The sequence below is a fragment of the Paracidovorax cattleyae genome (assembly GCF_900104515.1).
Lineage (GTDB): Bacteria > Pseudomonadota > Gammaproteobacteria > Burkholderiales > Burkholderiaceae_C > Paracidovorax > Paracidovorax cattleyae.
Genome location: NZ_FNJL01000023.1, coordinates 1 through 18,981 on the forward strand (window position 1 = coordinate 1; position 18,981 = coordinate 18,981).

An 18,981-nucleotide genomic window follows, 5' to 3' on the forward strand; every position below is an offset into this window, starting at 1 on the left:
GTCAAGGGTTTTTTCGCTTCTGCGGTCCAGGAAAACATGGCGTCTGGCTAGAAAAGATCAAACTGGTCGGGCGCTTTTTGCGCGGGCTGGCGGCTCCGGCCGTGGAAGGAAATGGCCCGTTCGTACTGCTTGTCGGTGAACTGGAAGATATGCACTTTGCCCCCGGCCGGCAAGGCCTGCTCCACCTGTCGGCAGAGCGTGTCCACCTGGGCCTGGCTGGTGCAAAAGCGCAGGTAGACGCTGAACTGGCTCATCTGGAAACCTACGTCCAGCAAGGCATTGCGAAACCCCGTGGCCGCCTTGCGTTCCGCCTTCGTGATCACGGGCAAATCGAACATCACTACCATCCACATCAGTCGGTACCCCGTCAGCATGGTTGCAATCCTGTCGCATGCGTCCGTTCAGCGTCACTTCAATCGGGATCGAAGCTGCCCGCCAGCGATAGCGGCAATCCGGGCAGGGGAAGATCGAGTCGAAGCCGTTCCCCCAGATACACCTGGGCCAGTGAAGTCGCCATGCGCTGCATGCACACCATGACGGGTGTCACGCCCTGCAGGGTCTGCATGTCGTCGTACAGCACGCGCACCAGGGCGCGCTTGGTTTCGGGCGTGACGTGGGCCTCTCCGGCCCGCAGCAATTGCCAGACTTTGAGGTCCACCATCGGCCGAAATGGCTCCATCAGGTCGTCCACCAGCCGCATGGGATTGGCGTCGTTGCTGTGGTGCAGGCCCAGGCTGGGGTGCAGGCCGGCAGCCACCACGGCCCGGGCGGTGGCGGACCGTAGCACGGTGTAGCCGTAATTGAGCAAGGCATTCAGGCCATCGCCGTCCTGGTCGCGCCGGAAATCCGCACCGAACAGCAGGCCCCAGTAGCGCCGCGCCCCCTGCCCTTCGATGTTCTCGGGATCACCGCTGCGCACCTTCCCCACCAGGGCCAGCAGCGGTGCCGTGGCGGCGCCTGCGGCCTCCAGCGCGGCGGCTTGCTGTTCCAGCTTGGCCTTCACCACGGTGGCCCAGAGGCGCTTGAGCAAGGGCAGGCCAGCGGCCAGTTGCGCTTCGATGCGCTTGGCCTGCACATGGTGGCCGTCGATGGACAACAGCATGCCGACAGCATTGTGGTTGGCGCCACAGAGCACGAACGGAGCCCCGCGCTCGGCCAGGGCCACCAGCAGATTGTTGGTGTAGCTCAGGCCGTGGGCGTTGGCAATGACGGCGGCAATGTCATCCAGGGGGATCTGGCCGAGTTCCTTGCGTTCGCCCTCGGTGTCTCGCACGACGAGGAAGCCCCGATGCAAGAAGAGGTGCCGCCGGTCGTCCGCGATTTCGACGATGCGGCCGACCATGGCGCGTCAGCCCTTGAACCCCGGATCGCGGAGTTCGCCGATGGGGGAGATGGTGACTTGGCGGGCCCTGGCTTTTTGGAAGGAACCAGCCATCTTGGAGACATAGGGCAAATCGCCGCTTCTGTTGCGGGCATCCACGTTGGCTTGGTTCACCTCTGACATGAAGACCTGTCCCGCCGCAGACATCTTCGCGATGCGCAAAATTTGCAGGTTCCCATCACCTGTCTCCAGCCGCACGCTATCGCCAATCACCAGTCGCATGGCCAATGCCCGCCCATTCTGGCCTTGGGTCGGATGCCGCAACTGCCGCAGCCCTCCCTCCCGCACGATGCGATACGCATCGAAGGTGGAGATCACCTGCCCTTCCCACTTGCCCTTGTCATTGATGGTGATCTCGATGCAGTAATTGCTGCCGCCCACATAGCCCTTGTAGGGCAGCGGCCGGCCTTCGGCATCGACTCCATGACGCTGGGGTTGGCGGGGCTCGGCGATGCGGATCAGGTTGCTGATCTCGCGCCCGGCACTGCCGTCTGCCTTGCGGCGCTGCCTGATGCGGCCGTCGCGCTGGATGCCGTAGCTGGTCTCTTCCATCATGGCGCCTTCGAAGCCGTGGTCGGGCTTGTGGCTGACCCAGATGTGGCGCACGGCGCGTTCCACATGGGCGCGATAGGTGGGCCAGGGCAGCGGCATGTCTTCAACCAGGCGTGTCAAACCATCTTCACGCGCCTGCGCATTGGCCTGGGCGAAGCGCTGCATCATGCGCTGGTCGGTCACGCCGATCACGCAGGCATCCACTGCATGGTGGCGGTGGTCGTTGCGGTTCTTCTCGCCGTCCAGGCCCAGCACATCGTTCAGGCCGAACTTGCCGCGCAGCAGTGCCGTCATCTGGCCCGGGATCACGCGCGTGGCACTGCCGGGGCACACCAGCCGCAGGTATTCAGCGGCCACGCGTGAGAGGTAGCGCGTGTCGTTGAGCGCGCGGGCCAGGAAGTCCTTGTCTTCGCCCAGCCAGCGTTCGTAGCCGTCGGGCGCGAAGCGGTAGCGCTTGCGCAGCGGCATGCGCTCGGCGCGCTGCAGGATGCCGTCATAGCTCCAGCCATGGGCCTCGAAGTCGGCGCGGGCCTCCCAGGGCGTGCGGTTGCGCTTGATGCGGTTGGCTTCGCGCAGGGCCACTGTCCGGTTGTTCAGGCTGTCGTCCAGGGTCATCGAGAACGGCAGGATGTGTTCGATCTCCACGCGCTCGCCCAGCAGCATGGCGGCGCTGATCTGCACGCCGCTGTAGGGACAGCGGCGGTCTGCCGCATCGTGGCTCAACTCTTCCCACAAGATCCACTTCTGGATGTCGAGCGTGCGCACGCGCTCTTCGCTGATGCCCAGCACCTCGGCGATGGAGCGGCGGATGCGCGCGTTGCGCTTCTGGTTGTCCGCCTGCCGCTGCTGCGCTTCCAGCTTCTGCTCACGGCTTTGCTTGAGGTCGCGCGCCAGTTCGATCACCACTTCGGCCGGCCGGCCATAGCGGCACATCAGCGCATTGACCACCACGCGCACCTGGTTCAGTCCGATATGGACGGTGGGGTTGGCGATCTTGCCGTAGCGCTCTTCGTCGTTGCGTGGGTTCTCCTTGGCAAACGCTACATGCCGCTGCAAGGCGCGACCGTAGTAGGGCAGTTGCTTGAAGGCGAAGACGGGCTTGATCTCCCCGGTGGAGGCGATGGTGCGCTCGCCGATGCGTTCCACTTCGTCCGCATCGTGCTCGAAGCTGAAGCCCAGATCGCTATGGTGCGCAAAGCCTGCCGCCTGCACGGCCTTGTCGTAGGTGATGACGTCGCGCTGCAGCTCCGGCACGATGCGCGCAAGCGCCGTCCGTCCCAGGCTGCCGTAGCCTTCCGGCAGGCCGGCATTGGCGATGGCCTGCGCCCGCGCCTCGTCCACGCCCGTGTGTTCCTGCAGCCAGGCGATCAGGCGCGGCTCGCTTTCCTCGGTCATCAGCTGCGTAACGATCTCGTCCTGCAGCGCGGTGTCGAATCCGGCCCACAGCGGGCCGAACAAGTCCTTCTTGCCCAGCGCCGCAGTCGTGGCATTGCCCTTGAGGCCATCGCGCTTGGCGTCTTCCAGGTTGAAGAGGGCCGAAAAGCCCAGCGCCTTGCGCATGGCGGTGAAGGTCACCTTGGCCTGCTTCTCCAGCAGCGCCACGATCTGGTCGCGCTGCGCCAGGGTCAGCGCCTCTTCGCGCAACTCGTCATGCAGCACGCGCAGATGATTCACTTCCTGGTAGATGCGGAAGCGCTGCGTGCTGGGCAGCGCCAGCAGGGCGCGCGGCTCCTCGGGCACCAGTGTGCAGCGGCCGGGCTGCACGGGTCGCAGCTTGCGCTGGTGCAGCAGGATGTCGCGCAACTCGGCGCGGGCCGCTTCGTTGAACAGCGCGGGGATGAATGCCGCCTGAGCGGCCCACAGTGCGTCGAATTCCTGCGCCACCATGGCTCGATCGACATACAGGTCATAGCGCTTGTCGATGCGTTTCTTGCCCTCGTCGGTAGTGAAAGGCGTTTCGCGGTAGCGGGCGCGCACGCCCTGGCCTTTCACGCCCTCGGGCTTGCGCTCCATGCGCACCTTCCAGAACCACTCGCCCACCGTGCGGCAGCCGGATTCGTGCATCTGCGCCCGCAACGTGCCGATGGCTTGCTTGAGCGCGCCGCTGTCGCTGTCCTTGCGGTCGGTCTTGCGGTTGCTCTGGAAACCCCGGCGCTGGTTCAGGTGGAACAGGGCCCGGCCGAATTCTTCCGGCTTGAGCGCGACCTCCAGCCCGCGGGCGCGCAGCTCGTAGGGATTTAGCTTCTCAAGTGCCTTGCGGGCTACCTCTTCCTGCGGAAAGAACCCATGCCGTTCCAGCGCGGCCAGCATGCGGGCCTTGCGCTTGAGCAGCCGATCACGCCGCCGTCGCATGGCGCGTGCGGCCCGGCGGGTGACGGCGAGGGACGATCCATCCTTGGGGTTGCGGCCATCGCTGAAGATGCGCACGCCAGCCTTGACGATGGCCGACGGACTGCCCGCAGTATCCAACCGGAAAAGGGCCCATCCCAGCGATGTGGACCCCAAATCAAGAGCAAGCCGATAGTGAACGCTCCCCCCAAGCATGTTCATAAAATTATTTCCTATACGACACCAATTAGACAGTATAGTTCCAACCCATCTACTCAAAGAAAGGCATTCAAATGCTGAAAAGAAGAGTTGTCAGCGCATGGTTTGATCAGGCTCTGCCATGCGCGGTGAAGAACTCAGCCTCATTTGGTGCAGTTAATACATGTCATTTCCCCATTTGGCAAATTTCAAATGCGAAGGTGTCGTGTATTTCCGGCTAGTGCGCATATCCCAGTGCTCTACGGCCAGATGCGCGATAGACTAGTGACACTTATCACTGGGATATGCGCTCTGGACGCTAACAAGCTGAAAGATGCACCAAATGGAAGGCCCCGCATGCGGGGCCTTCGTCTTTTCCAGAGCCCAGCGCGGGGCTCGCAGTCTCAAAGATTCGGCGCCAGCAGCCGCGCCAGCACAGCCTCTTCCATGCCCCGGCGCCCGGCCATGTCGTGCAGCTGGTCCTCGCCGATCTTGCCGACGTTGAAGTACGTGCTCTCGGGGTGGCCGATGTAGAAGCCGCTCACGCTGGCGGCGGGGGTCATGGCCAGGCTTTCCGTCAGGCCCATGCCGATCTCCTCGCACTGCAGCACGCGGAACAGGTCCTGCTTGGCGCTGTGGTCCGGGCAGGCGGGGTAGCCGGGCGCGGGGCGGATGCCCTGGTACTTCTCGGCGATCATGTCGTCGTTGCTCAAGGCTTCACCGGCCGCATAGCCCCAGAGGTCGGTGCGCACCCGCTGGTGCAGGCATTCGGCGAACGCTTCGGCGAGGCGGTCGGCCAGGCTCTTGAGCATGATGGCGGAGTAGTCGTCCAGCGCGTCGATGAAGGCCTGTTCCTTCTTCTCCACGCCCAGGCCGGCCGTCACGGCGAAGAGGCCGGCGTAGTCGGCGGTGCCGCTCTCCTTGGGCGCGACGAAGTCGGCGAGGCACCGGCTGGGGCGCATCACGCCGTCGATCACCTGCTTTTCGGTCTGCTGGCGCAGGCCGTACCAGGTCATGGCGACTTCGGTGCGCGATTCGTCGGTGTAGAACTCGATGTCGTCGCCCACGCTGTTGGCGGGGTAGAGGGCCAGCACCCCGCTCGCGCTGAGCCAGCGGCCTTCGATAAGCTTCCTGAGCATGACCTGCCCGTCGGCGAAGACGCGGCGGGCCTGCTCGCCCACGACCTCGTCGTCGAGGATGGCGGGGTACGGGCCGGCCAGGTCCCAGGTCTGGAAGAAGGGGCCCCAGTCGATGTACTTTGCCAGCTCGGTCAGGTCGAAATTCTTGAACACGCGGCGGCCCAGCAGGCGCGGCTGCGGGGGTTGGTAGGTGCTGAAGTTGACCGGCGTGCGGTTGGCGCGCGCCTTGGCCAAGGGCCACAGGGGCGTCTGCTTCCTGTTGGCGTGCTGCTGGCGCACCTTGTCGTAGTCGGCGTTCAGCTCTTCGACATAGCTTTGCGCGCCGTCGCCCAGCAGGCTCTGCGCCACGCTTACGCTGCGCGAGGCGTCGGGCACATAGACGACGGGGCCTTCGTAGTGCGGAGCAATCTTGACGGCGGTGTGCACGCGCGAGCAGGTGGCCCCGCCGATCAGCAGCGGGATCTTCTTGACGCGGAAGTGTTCGTCCTTCTGCATCTCGCCGGCCACGTACTGCATTTCTTCGAGGCTCGGCGTGATGAGGCCCGACAGGCCCACGATGTCCGCGCCCTCGACCTTGGCCTTGGCGAGGATCTCGTGGCACGGGACCATCACGCCCATGTTCACCACCTCGAAGTTGTTGCACTGCAAAACCACGGTGACGATGTTCTTGCCGATGTCGTGCACATCGCCCTTCACGGTGGCGATGACGATCTTGCCTTTGCTGCGCACGTCGCGGCCGGCGAGTTCGTCCTGGCGCTTTTCCTCCTCGATGTAGGGAATCAGGTGCGCCACGGCGGACTTCATCACGCGCGCGCTTTTCACCACCTGGGGCAGGAACATCTTGCCGGCGCCGAACAGGTCGCCCACGATGTTCATGCCGTCCATGAGCGGGCCTTCGATCACGTGCAGCGGGCGGCCGCCCCTGGCCAGGATCTCCTGGTAGGCCTCTTCCGTGTCTTCCACGATGAAGTCGGTGATGCCGTGCACCAGCGCATGGGCGAGCCGCTCGCGCACCGGATGGTTGCGCCATTCGAGCTTCCTGCTCTCGTCCTTGGCGCCGCTCTTGGCGGTCTCGGCGATCTCGACCAGGCGTTCGCCCGCGTCGGGCCGGCGGTTGAGCACCACGTCTTCCACGCGCTCGCGCAGCGTGGGCTCCAGGTCGTCATAGACGCCCACCATGCCGGCGTTGACGATGCCCATGTCCATGCCCGCCTTGATGGCGTGGTAGAGGAACACGGTGTGGATGGCCTCGCGCACCGGGTCGTTGCCGCGGAAGCTGAAGGAGACGTTGGAGACGCCGCCCGACACCTTGGCGCCCGGCAGGTTCTGCTTGATCCAGCGCGTGGCCTCGATGAAATCCACCGCGTAGTTGTTGTGCTCCTCGATGCCCGTGGCCACCGCGAAGATGTTGGGGTCGAAGATGATGTCCTCGGGCGGGAAGCCCACTTCATCGACCAGCACGCGGTAGGCGCGCTCGCAGATCTCGATCTTGCGCGCATAGGTGTCGGCCTGACCCACCTCGTCGAAGGCCATGACCACGGCGGCGGCGCCGTAGCGCTTGACGAGGCGCGCCTCGTGCCTGAACTTCTCCACGCCCTCTTTCATGCTGATGGAGTTGACGATGCCCTTGCCCTGGATGCAGCGCAGCCCGGCCTCGATCACCTCCCACTTGGAGGAATCCACCATGATGGGCACGCGGGCGATGTCGGGCTCGGAGGCGATGAGCTGCAGGAAGCGCACCATGGCGGCCTTGCTGTCGAGCATGGCCTCGTCCATGTTGATGTCGATCACCTGGGCGCCGTTTTCCACCTGCTGGCGCGCCACGGCCAGGGCCTCTTCGTACTGGCCGTTGAGGATCATGCGCGCGAAAGCCTTGGAGCCCGTCACGTTGGTGCGCTCGCCGATGTTGACGAACAGCGTGCCCTCGCCGATGGAGACCGGCTCCAGGCCGGACAGCTTCATGGGAGGAAGGGAATGGGGGGCGGACATGGGGCTCACCTGCGCGGACGGTGGGAAAGGACAGGTGAGCGTCGTTGGCATCGAATCTTCGGCACAGGCTCCGAGCCTGACGGCGCGCCCGCGGCGGTCGTGACCGACGCCGGCGGACGGGCCGCTGCAACGCTCCTCGGAGGGCGGGCGGATTTTAAACGGGGACGGCGGTGCGCCGCCGGGGAGGCCTCTGCGCCTAGCGCACAAGCAGGCTAGCGCACAGGCAGGAACTGCAGGAAGGTGCCGCCCACCAGGTTCTGCACGTAGCTGATGGCCGCGCGGCGGTACTTCTCGGCCACCACGGCGGCCAGCAGGTCGAGCCGCGCGATGATCTTGCCGAACTCGCGCTCGAAGCTCACGTTGCGCACGCCGGGCGCCATCTCGTCGGCCAGCAGCAGCGGCCGGCCGTCGGGGCCCTGCCGCTGGGCAATGAGCCAGACGGCGATCTCCACGTTGCGCGCGGCGTTGTAGAGGTGCTGCGCGTCCAGCCCGTCGATCAGGAAGAAACGGGTCTTGCTGCCGTGGGCGGTGACGATCATGTCGGCCGTGGCGTGGATGACCGCGGCCACCCGGTCGCCCGTGAACTCGGGGCTGAGCGAGAAGGCCAGCGCGGCGATGTCGCGCCGCCCCTGCAGCGGCGCCCAGGGCTGGCGCTGCTCGATGGCGTCGCGCACGCGCTGGCCGGCCAGGATGCGGCCCGGCAGCTGGTCCGGCGCCTGGCCCTTGCGCCACTCGGCCGGGTTGCGGCGGTAGAGCTTGTCCATCAGCAGGTAGAGGCTGTCCAGGTTGGCGCGCATGCCCAGCGTGGCCATGCGGTTCACGTCGGACTGCGCCAGTTCCGTGGGCTCGATGTCGGCAGCCTGCACCTCGCCGCGCTCGGTGTGGGCCGGCGTCCCGCAGCCGGCCAGCAGGGCACCGGCCAGCGCACAGCCCTGCCCCAGCAGGCAGCGGCGGGAAAGGGGGGAGTCGGCCTTCGTCATCACGTCGGGATTATGGGCAGGCGCCGGGCACCTCCTGCCCGGTGCCGTGCTGCAGCGCACCAAATGCAGGCGTTCCCCCGGCGGGACGCGGCACAGCGAACACCCTCCTTCTGCGGAAGATGGGCCTTCCGCCCGGGAATTCTGCTGGACCGGCAATGCTTTCCTGCTCCTGTTTTTGAGTCTGGCACGCAAATCGCTTTGACGTGGCCACTGGTCTGACCTGTCAGGCCACCGAACCAACGAGCCCATGCACCGCATCCCCTCCTCCGTCGCGCAGACGCTGCAGCAGCAGATCCTGAGCGGCCACTACGCCAGCGGCAGCCCGCTGCCCGCGCAGCGCGAACTGGCGCAGCGCCTGGGCATCAGCCGGGCCTCGCTGCGCGAGGCACTGTCGGTGCTGGAGACGCTGGGGCTGGTGGACATCCTGCCCGGCCGGGGCGTGATGGTGCGGGGCCCGCATGCCAGCGGCGAGCGCACGCACCGCGCCTTCGCCACGCCCGAAATGGGCACCCTCTCGCCGCGCCAGCTGATCGAGCTGCGGCTGGTGCTGGAACCTGGCTGGACGGCCCTGGCCGCCGTCCGCGCCGACACGGGCGCGCACCACCAACTGCAGTGGCTGCAACAGCAGCAGTCCGACGCGCTGCGGCGCAACGATCTGCTGAGCGCCGCCGAGGCGGACCTGCATTTCCACCTGCTGCTGGCGCAGCTGTCGGGCAACCCCGGCCTGATCGCCATGGCCCGGCAGTTGGAACCGGCCATCGCGCACAGCCTGCGCCTGCCGTTCGCCCGCACGGGTGCCGACGACGAGCCCGCGCGCGAGCACGACGCCATCGTGCAGGCGCTGCGCGCGGGCGATGCCGCCGCCAGCGCCCAGGCCATGCACGCCCACCTGCTGTCGGCGGCGCGCCGCGGCGGCATCGACATGGATGCGCCGGAGCCCCCCGCGGCCGGCGCACCGGTTTCCTTTCGACTCGTTCCCCCCTCCCCCCGTTCCCCGAAGGAGTTTTCCCAATGACCCGCACCGCCACTTCCCCCTCGACCGCCCGCCGCGGCGCCCTCCGCGCCCTGCTGGCCGCCACCGCCTTCGCGGCCGCAGCCCTGGGCGGCGCGGCGTCCGCCCGTGCCGACGTGCTGGCCAACATCCAGAAGGCCGGCGTGGTCCGCGTGGCCATTCCGCAGGACTTCCCGCCCTTCGGCTCGCTGGGCACCGACCTGAAGCTGCAGGGCTACGACATCGACATGGCGAACCTGGTGGCCAGGGAGCTGGGCGTGAAGCTGGAGCTGGTGCCCGTCACCAGCACCAACCGCATCCCCTACCTGACCACCGGCAAGGCCGACCTGGTGATCTCCAGCCTGGGCAAGAACGCCGAACGCGCCAAGGTGATCGACTTCACCCAGGCCTACGCGCCTTTCCCCAAGAGCGTCTATGGCCCCAAGGAGGCCGTCATCAAGGGCCCGGCCGACCTGGCGGGCAAGACCATCGGCGTGACGCGCGGCTCCACGGAAGACCTGTCGCTCACCAAGCTGGCGCCGGCCTCGGCCACCATCAAGCGCTATGAAGACAACAACGCCACGGCGCAGAGCTACCTCACCGGCCAGGTACAACTGGTGACGCTGGGCAACATCGTCGCCAACGCCGTGAACGAGCGCACCAAGCTGCGCCAGCTGGACGCCAAGTTCGCCGTGGAAGACACGCCCTGCTACGTGGGTGTCGCCAAGGGCGAGGACGCGCTGCTGCAGAAGGTGGACGCGATCATCTCCAAGGCCAAGGCCGACGGTCAGTTGAACAAGATGTCCGAGCAGTGGATGAAGATGCCCCTGCCGGCCAAGATGTAAGCCACCGGACCGCTGCGTCCGCAAGGCTTGTTGAACGCACCAAGAGCACAAGAAGGCCTCCATGGCATACGCATTCGACTTCGGCGCCGTCTTCGACTACAGCGGCCAGCTGGCGCAGGGCGCCGCCTTCACGCTGGGGCTGACGGCGGCCGGCGCCGTGCTGGGCGGCGTGATCGGCGTGGCAGGCGGTGTCTGCCGCGCCTGGCGCATCGCACCGCTGAACTGGCTGTTCAAGCTGTACGTGGAGGCCATCCGCAACACGCCCTTCCTGGTGCAGCTGATGTTCGTGTTCTTCGGCCTGCCGTCGCTGGGCCTGCAGCTCAATGAATGGCAGGCCTGCCTGCTGACCACCGTGGTCAACCTGGGCGCCTACCTCACCGAGATCGTGCGGGCCGGCATCCAGGAAACGCCGCGCGGCCAGCTGGAGGCCGCCAGCGCGCTGGGCATGGGCCGCTGGGCCTGCTTCCGGCACGTGGTGCTGCGGCCCGCGCTGCAGAAGGTGTGGCCTGCGCTCAGCAGCCAGATCGTCATCGTGATGCTGGGCACTTCGGTGGTGTCGCAGATCGCGGCGCAGGACCTGACCTTCGCCGCCAATTTCATCCAGTCGCGCAATTTCCGCGCGTTCGAGACCTATATCGTGGTGACGGCGCTCTACTTCGCGCTGGCCCTGCTGCTGCGCCAGGCGCTGGCCTGGATCGGGCAGCACGTCATCGTGGCGCGCCGCACGCCGGCCGCAGCCCCGTCCACGCCCCGCCCCGCCGCCGCACCGGCCGGAGACGCCGCATGATCGCCGACATCCCCCTGCTGCCCATCCTGCTGAAGCTGGCCGAAGGCCTGTGGGCCACCCTGCTGCTGTCGCTCATGGCCTTCGCGCTGGGCGGCGCGGCCGGCCTGGCGGTGCTGTTCGCCCGCGTGGGCCGGCACGCCGGCCTGCAGCGCGTGAGCCGCACCTACATCCAGGTCTTCCAGAACACGCCGCTGCTCATGCAGATGTTCCTGGTGTTCTTCGGCGCGTCGATGGCGGGCTTCGACGTGTCGGCCTGGACGGCCGCCGCCATCGGCCTCACGCTCTACACCAGCGCCTACCTGGCCGAGGTGTGGCGCGGCTGCGTGCAGGCCATCCCGCGCGGGCAGTGGGAGGCGTCGTCCAGCCTCGCCATGGGCTACTTCCAGCAGATGCGCCACGTGGTGCTGCCGCAGGCCGTGCGCCTGGCCATCGCGCCCACCGTGGGTTTCTCGGTGCAGATCGTCAAGGGCACGGCCGTGGCCTCGATCATCGGCTTCGAGGACCTCACCAAGCTCGGCTCCATGCTGGCCAACGCCACCTTCCAGCCCTTCCTCATCTACGGGCTCGTCGCCGCCGGCTACTTCCTGCTGTGCTGGCCGCTGTCCGCCTGTGCATCCCATCTGGAGAAGAAACTCTATGCCGCTCGTTGACGTCTGCGCCGTGCACAAGTACTACGGCGACAACCATGTGCTCAAGGGCGTCGATCTGCGCGTCGAAAGCGGCCAGGTCGTGGCCATCATCGGCCGCAGCGGCTCGGGCAAGAGCACGCTGCTGCGCTCCATCAACGGGCTGGAGTCCATCAACGACGGCCAGATCGTCGTCGATGACGCCGTGCTCAAGGGGTCGCAGGCCACGCCCGCGCAGTTGCGCGCGCTGCGCCTGAACGTGGGCATGGTGTTCCAGCAGTTCAACCTGTTCCCACACCTCACGGCCGGCGAGAACGTGGCGCTCTCGCCCGTGGTGGTCAAGGGCGCGAAGAAGGCCGAGGCCCGGCAGCTGGCCCGCGAGATGCTGGCCAAGGTGGGCCTGGCCGAGAAATACGACGCCTACCCCGACCAGCTCAGCGGCGGCCAGCAGCAGCGCGTGGCCATCGCCCGCGCCCTGGCCATGCAACCCAAGGTGCTGCTGTGCGACGAGATCACCTCGGCGCTGGACCCGGAGCTGGTCAACGAAGTGCTGGCCGTGGTCAAGCAACTGGCGACCGAGGGCATGACGCTCATCATGGTCACCCACGAAATGCGCTTCGCCCGCGACGTGGGCGACCAGCTGGTGTTCATGCACCAGGGCCGCGTGCACGAATGCGGGCCCGCCAGGGAATTGTTCGCCCAGCCGCGCACGCCGGAACTGGCCGGCTTCATCGGCGCGGTGCAATGAGCGGGGGGGTGGTGTTGCCGGTGCAGCCCCTCACCGCCGAAGCCTTCGCGCCCTACGGCCAGGTGATCGCGCTGGGGGGCAATGGCACCCGTCAGATCCCCATCAACGACGGCCGCTGCATGCGCCACCACGACCTGGCCCGGCCCGTCGCTGCCGGACCCGGCGCCGTGGCCTTCAGCCTGTTCGATGCCACCGCCACCGCGCTGCCCGCGCGGCTCACGCTGATGGAGCGGCACCGGCTGGGCAGCCAGTCCTTCGCGCCCTTCGGCGCCGTGCTGCAGATGGTGGCCGTGGTGGCCGATGCGGCCGTCGCACCCGAAGCGCTGGGCCCGGAGCACCTGCGCGCCTTCGTCACGGACGGCCGGCAGGGGCTGCAGCTGGCCCCCGGCGTGTGGCACCACCCGCTGCTGTCGCTGCAGGCCGGCCCCTGGCTGGTGGCCGACCGCATCGCGGCGGAGGTGGATTGCGATGTGGTCCCGATCCACGCCTGGGGCATGGACTGCAGGCTGTAAGGCGGAACGCTGCGCTACACGACCGCGGCCTCGCGGGCAGCGGACGAGGCATGCACCCGCACGATGTCCTCCGTCACCCGCAGGAATGCATCCACGTCCTGCGCCGTGTGGCAGTGCAGCGGCGACACGCGCACCGCCCCCTTCAGGCCGAACGACTCCAGCATGCGCCGCGAATACAGGCTCGCCACGCTGCGCTCATAGACAGTCACGCCACGCAGCCCGTATTCATGCACCGCCTGGGTGCAGTCCACGCCGTCGATGCCGATGGCGATGATGAGGTCGCGCAGGGTGAGGTCCGGGTGGTCCAGGAACACCTGCACGCCGGGCATGCCGCGCAGGCCGTTGCGGGCGCCGCCGTCGCCGTCCAGCAGGCGCGCCAGCAGGGCGCGCTCGTGCAGCATGATGCGTTCGATGCCGGCCGCGAACAGGGCCCGGCGCGGCGGCTCGCCGGCATCCGCGCCCGCATCCACGGCGGCGGCCAGCTCCGGCAGCTCCTTCAGGGCCTGGCAGCCCAGCCAGCAGACGTAGTCGGCGATCTCGGTCACCACGGCGAACTGCCAGGGCGAGGAGCTGCCCAGGTCCCAGAAGCCTTCCGGCTTGGCCGACAGCTTGTGGTGCGGTAGCGCGGCAGCGCGCTCCGACAGCCAGGCCAGGCCCGAGCCCCGGCAGCCGAAGAACTTGTAGGGGGCGAGGTTGATGCCGTCCACCGGCGTCTTCTGCAGGTCGATCAGGCCGTGCGGCGCGTGCTGCACGGCATCCACCACGATGTAGAGGTCGGGCTTCACGGCACGTGCCGCGGCCACGATGCGCTCCAGGTCGAGCTTGGCGCCCGAGATGTTGGAGGCGTAGATCACGTTCAGCAGCGTCGTGCCTTCGTCCACCAGCCGCACGACGGCCTCCGCGTCCACCCCGCCCGTGGCCGGGTTGCTGGGCGCCACGCGCAGTTCGCGGCCGGTCTCGCGCGCATAGCGCTCCATGGCATCGTAGGACGAGGGATGCTCCAGCACCGTCGTGACCATGTTGGTGCCCGGCACATTCAGCGCGATGGCGCGCACCATCTCGAACATGGCGCCCGAAGCGGTGAGCGCGGCATGCACGCTGCCGCCTTCGGCGTTGAGCACCATCCGCAGGTCGTCGGTACCCGTGGCCTGGATGGCCTGCAGCTCGCGCGCCACGGGGTGGATGCGCTCGGTGTTGTCGGGCACGGCATCGATCTGCGCGAAGCGCTCCACCGCCGCCTTCAGGCGGAACGAGCCGCCCGCGTTGTCGAAATAGAGCCGCGGGCGGCCCGCGTGGTCGTGCTCCACCTGCAGGAAGCGGCCGCGCACCTCGCGCATCACCGCCTCCGGGAACAGCAGGCCCTGCGGGTAGCGGGCCGAGATCGCATCGTGGCCGGCCATCACACGCCCTTCTTGCTGGGGTTGCGGTAGGCCTCGCGCACGGCCTCCGTCATCGGGAAGTTCAGGTTCACGTTGTTGGGCGGGATCGGCTGGGTGAACCAGCGGGCGTAGAGGCGCTCCATCTCGCCGCTCTTCATGAGCTGCGTGACGGTCTCGTCCACCAGCGCCTCGAACTGCGGATCGTTCTTGCGGAGCATGATGCCGTAGGGCTCCTGGCGCAGCACCACGTCGCGCAGCATGCGGTACTCGCCCGGGTTGGGCGAGGAGGCGATCAGCCCGGCCAGCTGCACGTCGTCCAGCACATAGGCGTCGGCCCGGCCGTTGGCCAGCAGCAGGAAGGCGTCGGCCGTGTCCTTGCCGCTCAGCTCGCGCACGTCCAGCGCCTCGGTCCGCTTGTAGGTGCGCAGCAGCTGCACCGAGGTGCTGCCGGCCACGGTAGCCACGGTCTTGCCCGCGAGATCCGACAGGGAGTTGATGCCCGAATTCTTTTTCACCGCCACGGTGATGCCCGCCACGAAATGGCTGGGCGCGAACGCCACCATCTGCTGGCGCACCACGGAATTGGTGGTGGTGGCGCAGTCCAGGTCCACCGTGCCGTTCTGCATCAGCGGAATGCGGTTGAGCGAATTGAGCAGGGTGTATTGCACGCGCAGCGCCGGCAGGCCCAGCTTCGCCTTCACCGCATCGACGATCTTCAGGCAGATGTCGTTGGAAAAGCCCACCGGATCGCCGCCGCCCCTGGGGCTGTACGAGAACGGAATCGAGCTGTCGCGGTTGCCGATGTGGATCACCCCGGTCTGCTTGATGCGCGCCAGCGTGTCGATCTCCTGCGCGCCGGCGGCGGCGCCGTGGGCCAGCAGGCAGGCGCCCAGCACGGCGGCCAGGGACGAAGACGAGAAAAGGCGGCGAGAGGTCATGGCGGGCACTCCTGGATGAAGGCGGCTGCGGACGGAAGGACAACCATGGGCGGTCAGCGCCACGGCCGGGATGCAGCCCATTGTGAAAGCCGTGTCATTTCTCGAAAAGCGATTTTTTGTGCTCGAATCGCATGAACAAAAGCGATGAATCGAGACCGCCATGATGACCTTCAAGCAGCTGGAAGCCCTGTACTGGATCGGCCAGCTCGGCGGCTTCGCGCCTGCCGCCCGCAAATTGCACACCACGCAGTCCGCCATCTCCAAGCGGGTGCACGAGCTGGAGCAGATCTTCGACACCGCCCTGTTCGACCGCAGCCAGCGCAGCGCCCGCCTGACCGAAAAAGGCGAGGAGATGTTCATGCTCGCGCGCAAGCTGCTGCGCGAGCGCGATGCGGCGGTGGAGCAGTTCGGCAAGCCCGGGGTGATCGAGCGCCGCCTGCGCATCGGCGTGACGGAACTCACGGCCATGACCTGGCTGCCGCGCCTGGTGGCACTGGTGCGCGCGCACTACCCCAAGGTCACGCTGGAGCCCGACGTGGACGGCAGCGTGCCCCTGCGCGACAAACTGCTGGCCGACGCGCTGGACCTCATCATCGTGCCCGACGCCTTCGCCGACAGCCGCCTGCCCGCCAAGCCCGTGGGACAGGTCGAAAGCGCCTGGATGTGCCGTCCCGGCCTCGTGCAGCCGCCCGCCCCCGGCCGCCCCGTGCGCCTGCACGACCTGGCCGCCCACCGCCTGCTGGTGCAGGGCAACGCCTCCGGCACCGGCCGCATCTACGACGGCTGGATGCGCGAGCGCGGCGTGGAGCCCGCGGACACCCTGGTGGTCAGCAACCTGATCGCGCTGGCCGGCCTCACCATCTCCGGCCTGGGCGTGAGCTACCTGCCCCGCCAGTGCCTCGCCCCCCTGGTCGCCGCCGGCATGCTGGCCGAGATCGACGTGCAGCCGCCGCTGCCGCCCGTGCCCTACGTGGCGATGGTGCGCGGGGACCAGCGCAGCGCGCTGGTGGGGTCGGTGATCATGCTGGCGCAGTCGTGCTGCGATTTTGCGCGGGTGTTCCAGGCGGGGGCGGACATGGCCCCTTCTGGCACGGGCCCGTAGCAGGCCGGCGCGGCCCCTGCCGCCACCCAGCCGGTCAGCCGCCGTGGTTCACCAGCCCTTGCAGATGGGCGAAGCCCGCCGCTTCCGCGAACCTGGGCAGTGTCCATACCGCCCCATTGACGCCCCATGTGCCATCGGCGACTTCCTGCAGGATCACCGAACTGGCGAGCCGGCGCATGTCCTGTGCCGGCATCGATCGCTGAAACGCCTGGTGCAGCGCCTGCACGTACACGGCCCGCGAGGCGTCATCCAATACACCCGTGGGCAGATAGACCCAGGCCACGCAGGGCAGCAGCTGTGCAGTGAGGTCGGCGCCGCCGCAGGTCCAGGCGCCGGAAGCGGCTTCTTCGATCAGCACCCAGCACAGCATGCGCTTGCGTGGATCTGCCGGAATCTGCTCGGCCAGCGCCGCAGCCTCGTTGATGCCGCGCACAAGCGCAGCGCGCGCCTCGCCGGGATAGGAGTCCTTGGGAATGCGAACGATGATGTGGGGCATGGTGGTCGATGGCAATGGGTTGGGTAAGCAAGACACCGCCATTGCACCTCGCCCGCCGCTAGACTGCGAGTGTCCGTTTGGACATTTTTCCAGCCAAATCCGCCATGCACGACTTCACCCTTCTCGTGCTGCCCGGCACCTATGCCGCCAGCGTCGCGCTCACGCAGGACATGCTCCAGGCAGCAGCGGCGCTGGCGCCGCGCTGCAAGCTGCCGCCTCCGCGGTGGCGCGTCGTGTCGCCCGATGGCGGGGCCGTGCCGCTTTCCGGCGGGCTGGGCATCGCCACCACGCGCATGCCCGTGCGCGCGCCAGCCGATCCGTCCACCTGGGTCGTGCCGGGGCTGAGCGTGGACAGCCCCGGCGACGTCGCGGCCCGTCTGTCCGGCCCGGCCGCCCACCAGGCCGCCGGGCGCCTGGCCCGGCACGTCGCTGGCGGCGGCACGGTGGCGGCCTCCTGTTCCGCCGTGTTCCTGCTGCAGGCCGCGGGCCTGCTGCGCAAACGCCGCGCCACCACGTCGTGGTGGCTGGCGCCGGAACTGCGCCGGCTCCAGCCCGACTGCGCGGTGGATGCCGACCGCATGGTGGTCAGTGACGGCCCGGTGACCACCGCCGGGGCGGCCTTCGCGCAGACGGATCTGATGCTGCACCTCATCCGCGTGCGGTTCTCCGCCGCCCTGGCCGACGCGGTGGGCAAAGTGCTGCTGATCGACGGCCGGCAGGCGCAGTCGCGGTTCATGGTGCCGGCCATGCTGGCCGGCGGCAACGAGCTGATCGGGCGCCTGACCGCGTCCATCGAATCTGCGCTGCCCCATCCCCCCAGCGTCAGCGAACTGGCGGATGCCTTCGCCATGTCGCCCCGCACGCTGGCTCGCCACGTGCGCGCCGCCACCGGCCAGAGCCCCCTGGCCCTGGTCCAGGCCGTCCGCCTGAACCGGGCCCGCCTGCTGATCGAGAACAGCCGGATGCCGGTGGACCTGGTCGCGCAGGAGGTGGGGTACATCGATGCGACGGCATTGCGGCGGCTGATGCGCCGGGGTGCCGGGGCCAATCCCAGCGCCTTTCGCACCAGGGAGAACTGGCGCTGATCCCCACCCGCTACCGAAGGCGCTGGCACCGTCCTCGAAATCAAGCTGAAAGTCGAAACCATGAACGCTGAATCACTGAGACGCTGGATGGCAGGCGCGCTCCTGGCCGTTGCGGCAGGAAGCGCACCCGCCGCCACCCGAACCCTTTGCACCGTCGCAGCGGAGGCCTCCACCGGCAAGATCCTCGTGCAGGAAGGCGACTGCACGACCCGGGTCACGCCGGCCTCGACCTTCAAGATCGCGCTGAGCCTGATGGGCTTCGATGCGGGCATCCTGCAGGACGACCATGCCCCTGCCTGGCCTTTCCGGCAGGGCTATGCGGACTGGGGCGGGGAGCCCTGGCGCCAGACGACCGACCCGGCCCGCTGGATGAAGTACTCCGTGGTCTGGTTCTCGCAGCAGATCGCCGGGCAGCTGGGCGAGGCCCGGTTCCAGCAGTACACCCGCGCCTTCCAGTACGGTAACGAGGATGTCTCCGGCGAGGCCGGCAAGCACAACGGGACATCCGGCGCCTGGATCAATGCATCCCTGCGGATTTCTCCGCTGGAGCAGGTGCGCTTCATGGAAAAGATCGTGAACCGGCAGCTGCCCGTCAAGCCGCAGGCCTACGAGATGACCGGCCGCATCACCCGCATCGAACCCGGCGAGCCCGGCATCGAGGTCCACGGGAAAACCGGCACCGGCTCGCCCGGCATGGACGGGCGGTACGACCCGGCACGTGCCTACGGATGGTTCGTGGGCTGGGCGACCACGGCGTCCCGCACGGTGGTTTTCGCCCGCCTGATCCAGGACGACCAGCCCACGGCCCCCAATGCGGGGCTGCGTGCGCGCGACGGTCTCCTGAAGGAGCTCCCCACCCTGATCCATGCCAGCGATGCACCGCGCCATTGACGTCCTCGCCCACC

17 protein-coding genes and 1 riboswitch are annotated in these 18,981 nt (G+C 67.9%); of the genes, 9 read left to right on the forward strand and 8 right to left on the reverse strand.

The window, feature by feature from the left end:
* Positions 1-47: 47 nt before the first annotated feature.
* The 5 genes from cas2 to BLR05_RS17620 all read right to left on the reverse strand — a co-directional run bounded on the left by cas2 (position 48) and on the right by BLR05_RS17620 (position 8,567).
* A complete protein-coding gene (gene cas2, locus BLR05_RS17600) occupies positions 48-374 on the reverse strand; it encodes a CRISPR-associated endonuclease Cas2 (RefSeq protein ID WP_013592779.1) in 327 nt (108 codons plus the stop codon).
* A gap of 38 nt (positions 375-412) precedes the next feature.
* A complete protein-coding gene (gene cas1 / locus BLR05_RS17605) occupies positions 413-1,342 on the reverse strand; it encodes a type II CRISPR-associated endonuclease Cas1 (RefSeq protein ID WP_092836638.1) in 930 nt (309 codons plus the stop codon).
* 6 nt (positions 1,343-1,348) lie between these two features.
* Complete coding sequence (gene cas9 / locus BLR05_RS17610; RefSeq protein WP_353615682.1) at positions 1,349-4,483, reverse strand: type II CRISPR RNA-guided endonuclease Cas9; 3,135 nt, start codon at positions 4,481-4,483, stop codon at positions 1,349-1,351.
* A 380-nt stretch (positions 4,484-4,863) separates the two neighbouring features.
* Complete coding sequence (gene metH, locus BLR05_RS17615) at positions 4,864-7,560, reverse strand: methionine synthase (RefSeq protein ID WP_244160125.1); 2,697 nt, start codon at positions 7,558-7,560, stop codon at positions 4,864-4,866.
* 56 nt (positions 7,561-7,616) lie between these two features.
* Positions 7,617-7,731, reverse strand: a riboswitch (S-adenosyl-L-homocysteine riboswitch).
* 68 nt (positions 7,732-7,799) lie between these two features.
* Positions 7,800-8,567, reverse strand: coding sequence for a hypothetical protein (locus BLR05_RS17620; RefSeq protein ID WP_092836644.1), 768 nt, complete (start codon positions 8,565-8,567; stop codon positions 7,800-7,802).
* A 247-nt stretch (positions 8,568-8,814) separates the two neighbouring features.
* Here BLR05_RS17620 and BLR05_RS17625 point away from each other — a divergent pair, with 247 nt between their 5' ends.
* The 6 genes from BLR05_RS17625 to BLR05_RS17650 all read left to right on the forward strand — a co-directional run bounded on the left by BLR05_RS17625 (position 8,815) and on the right by BLR05_RS17650 (position 13,076).
* Entirely contained in the window at positions 8,815-9,582 is a 768-nt protein-coding gene (locus tag BLR05_RS17625) for a FadR/GntR family transcriptional regulator (protein ID WP_244160126.1), read from the forward strand.
* Positions 9,579-10,403, forward strand: coding sequence for a transporter substrate-binding domain-containing protein (locus tag BLR05_RS17630; RefSeq protein ID WP_092836833.1), 825 nt, complete (start codon positions 9,579-9,581; stop codon positions 10,401-10,403). The genes BLR05_RS17625 and BLR05_RS17630 overlap by 4 nt, the downstream gene beginning before the upstream one ends.
* A 61-nt stretch (positions 10,404-10,464) precedes the next feature.
* Positions 10,465-11,190: an amino acid ABC transporter permease gene (locus tag BLR05_RS17635; protein WP_092836647.1), complete on the forward strand. Its 726-nt coding sequence runs from the start codon at positions 10,465-10,467 to the stop codon at positions 11,188-11,190.
* Positions 11,187-11,840, forward strand: coding sequence for an amino acid ABC transporter permease (locus BLR05_RS17640; RefSeq protein ID WP_092836650.1), 654 nt, complete (start codon positions 11,187-11,189; stop codon positions 11,838-11,840). Before BLR05_RS17635 ends, BLR05_RS17640 begins: the two co-directional genes overlap by 4 nt.
* Positions 11,827-12,564, forward strand: a complete 738-nt coding sequence (locus BLR05_RS17645) for an amino acid ABC transporter ATP-binding protein (protein WP_092836653.1) — start codon at positions 11,827-11,829, stop codon at positions 12,562-12,564. Before BLR05_RS17640 ends, BLR05_RS17645 begins: the two co-directional genes overlap by 14 nt.
* Complete coding sequence (locus BLR05_RS17650; RefSeq protein WP_092836656.1) at positions 12,561-13,076, forward strand: ureidoglycolate lyase; 516 nt, start codon at positions 12,561-12,563, stop codon at positions 13,074-13,076. Before BLR05_RS17645 ends, BLR05_RS17650 begins: the two co-directional genes overlap by 4 nt.
* A 14-nt stretch (positions 13,077-13,090) precedes the next feature.
* Here the strand turns inward: BLR05_RS17650 and BLR05_RS17655 are convergent, their stop codons facing one another.
* On the reverse strand, positions 13,091-14,476 hold the full coding sequence (locus tag BLR05_RS17655) for an aminotransferase class V-fold PLP-dependent enzyme (RefSeq protein WP_092836659.1): 1,386 nt from the start codon (positions 14,474-14,476) through the stop codon (positions 13,091-13,093).
* The gene (locus BLR05_RS17660) at positions 14,476-15,393 is read right to left on the reverse strand and encodes an amino acid ABC transporter substrate-binding protein (RefSeq protein WP_092836662.1); all 918 of its coding nucleotides are present in this window, start codon (positions 15,391-15,393) and stop codon (positions 14,476-14,478) included. The genes BLR05_RS17655 and BLR05_RS17660 overlap by 1 nt, the downstream gene beginning before the upstream one ends.
* A 160-nt stretch (positions 15,394-15,553) precedes the next feature.
* Between BLR05_RS17660 and BLR05_RS17665 the strand changes: the two genes are divergently transcribed.
* On the forward strand, positions 15,554-16,495 hold the full coding sequence (locus BLR05_RS17665) for a LysR family transcriptional regulator (RefSeq protein ID WP_377778457.1): 942 nt from the start codon (positions 15,554-15,556) through the stop codon (positions 16,493-16,495).
* Between the two features lie 34 nt (positions 16,496-16,529).
* On the opposite strand, the gene BLR05_RS17670 is transcribed toward BLR05_RS17665, so the two are convergent.
* On the reverse strand, positions 16,530-16,991 hold the full coding sequence (locus BLR05_RS17670) for a tautomerase family protein (protein WP_092836664.1): 462 nt from the start codon (positions 16,989-16,991) through the stop codon (positions 16,530-16,532).
* Positions 16,992-17,095: 104 nt separating this feature from the next.
* On the opposite strand from BLR05_RS17670, the gene BLR05_RS17675 reads away from it, so the two are divergent.
* A complete protein-coding gene (locus BLR05_RS17675; protein ID WP_092836667.1) occupies positions 17,096-18,076 on the forward strand; it encodes a GlxA family transcriptional regulator in 981 nt (326 codons plus the stop codon).
* Between the two features lie 60 nt (positions 18,077-18,136).
* A complete protein-coding gene (gene blaOXA / locus BLR05_RS17680) occupies positions 18,137-18,967 on the forward strand; it encodes a class D beta-lactamase (protein ID WP_196290533.1) in 831 nt (276 codons plus the stop codon).
* The last annotated feature ends 14 nt before the right edge of the window (positions 18,968-18,981 follow it).

What these genes read in the sequence shown, in the direction of transcription:
- BLR05_RS17650 (WP_092836656.1), top strand. Translation starts at nt 12,561, where the DNA reads ATGAGCGGGGGGGTGGTGTTGCCGGTGCAGCCCCTCACCGCCGAAGCC.
- cas9 (WP_353615682.1), bottom strand. Translation starts at nt 4,483, where the DNA reads ATGAACATGCTTGGGGGGAGCGTTCACTATCGGCTTGCTCTTGATTTG.
- BLR05_RS17625 (WP_244160126.1), top strand. Translation starts at nt 8,815, where the DNA reads ATGCACCGCATCCCCTCCTCCGTCGCGCAGACGCTGCAGCAGCAGATC.
- BLR05_RS17630 (WP_092836833.1), top strand. Translation starts at nt 9,579, where the DNA reads ATGACCCGCACCGCCACTTCCCCCTCGACCGCCCGCCGCGGCGCCCTC.
- BLR05_RS17645 (WP_092836653.1), top strand. Translation starts at nt 11,827, where the DNA reads ATGCCGCTCGTTGACGTCTGCGCCGTGCACAAGTACTACGGCGACAAC.
- BLR05_RS17675 (WP_092836667.1), top strand. Translation starts at nt 17,096, where the DNA reads ATGCACGACTTCACCCTTCTCGTGCTGCCCGGCACCTATGCCGCCAGC.
- BLR05_RS17635 (WP_092836647.1), top strand. Translation starts at nt 10,465, where the DNA reads ATGGCATACGCATTCGACTTCGGCGCCGTCTTCGACTACAGCGGCCAG.
- cas2 (WP_013592779.1), bottom strand. Translation starts at nt 374, where the DNA reads ATGCTGACGGGGTACCGACTGATGTGGATGGTAGTGATGTTCGATTTG.
- BLR05_RS17640 (WP_092836650.1), top strand. Translation starts at nt 11,187, where the DNA reads ATGATCGCCGACATCCCCCTGCTGCCCATCCTGCTGAAGCTGGCCGAA.
- blaOXA (WP_196290533.1), top strand. Translation starts at nt 18,137, where the DNA reads ATGAACGCTGAATCACTGAGACGCTGGATGGCAGGCGCGCTCCTGGCC.
- BLR05_RS17665 (WP_377778457.1), top strand. Translation starts at nt 15,554, where the DNA reads ATGATGACCTTCAAGCAGCTGGAAGCCCTGTACTGGATCGGCCAGCTC.
- BLR05_RS17660 (WP_092836662.1), bottom strand. Translation starts at nt 15,393, where the DNA reads ATGACCTCTCGCCGCCTTTTCTCGTCTTCGTCCCTGGCCGCCGTGCTG.
- cas1 (WP_092836638.1), bottom strand. Translation starts at nt 1,342, where the DNA reads ATGGTCGGCCGCATCGTCGAAATCGCGGACGACCGGCGGCACCTCTTC.
- BLR05_RS17620 (WP_092836644.1), bottom strand. Translation starts at nt 8,567, where the DNA reads ATGACGAAGGCCGACTCCCCCCTTTCCCGCCGCTGCCTGCTGGGGCAG.
- BLR05_RS17655 (WP_092836659.1), bottom strand. Translation starts at nt 14,476, where the DNA reads ATGGCCGGCCACGATGCGATCTCGGCCCGCTACCCGCAGGGCCTGCTG.
- BLR05_RS17670 (WP_092836664.1), bottom strand. Translation starts at nt 16,991, where the DNA reads ATGCCCCACATCATCGTTCGCATTCCCAAGGACTCCTATCCCGGCGAG.
- metH (WP_244160125.1), bottom strand. Translation starts at nt 7,560, where the DNA reads ATGAAGCTGTCCGGCCTGGAGCCGGTCTCCATCGGCGAGGGCACGCTG.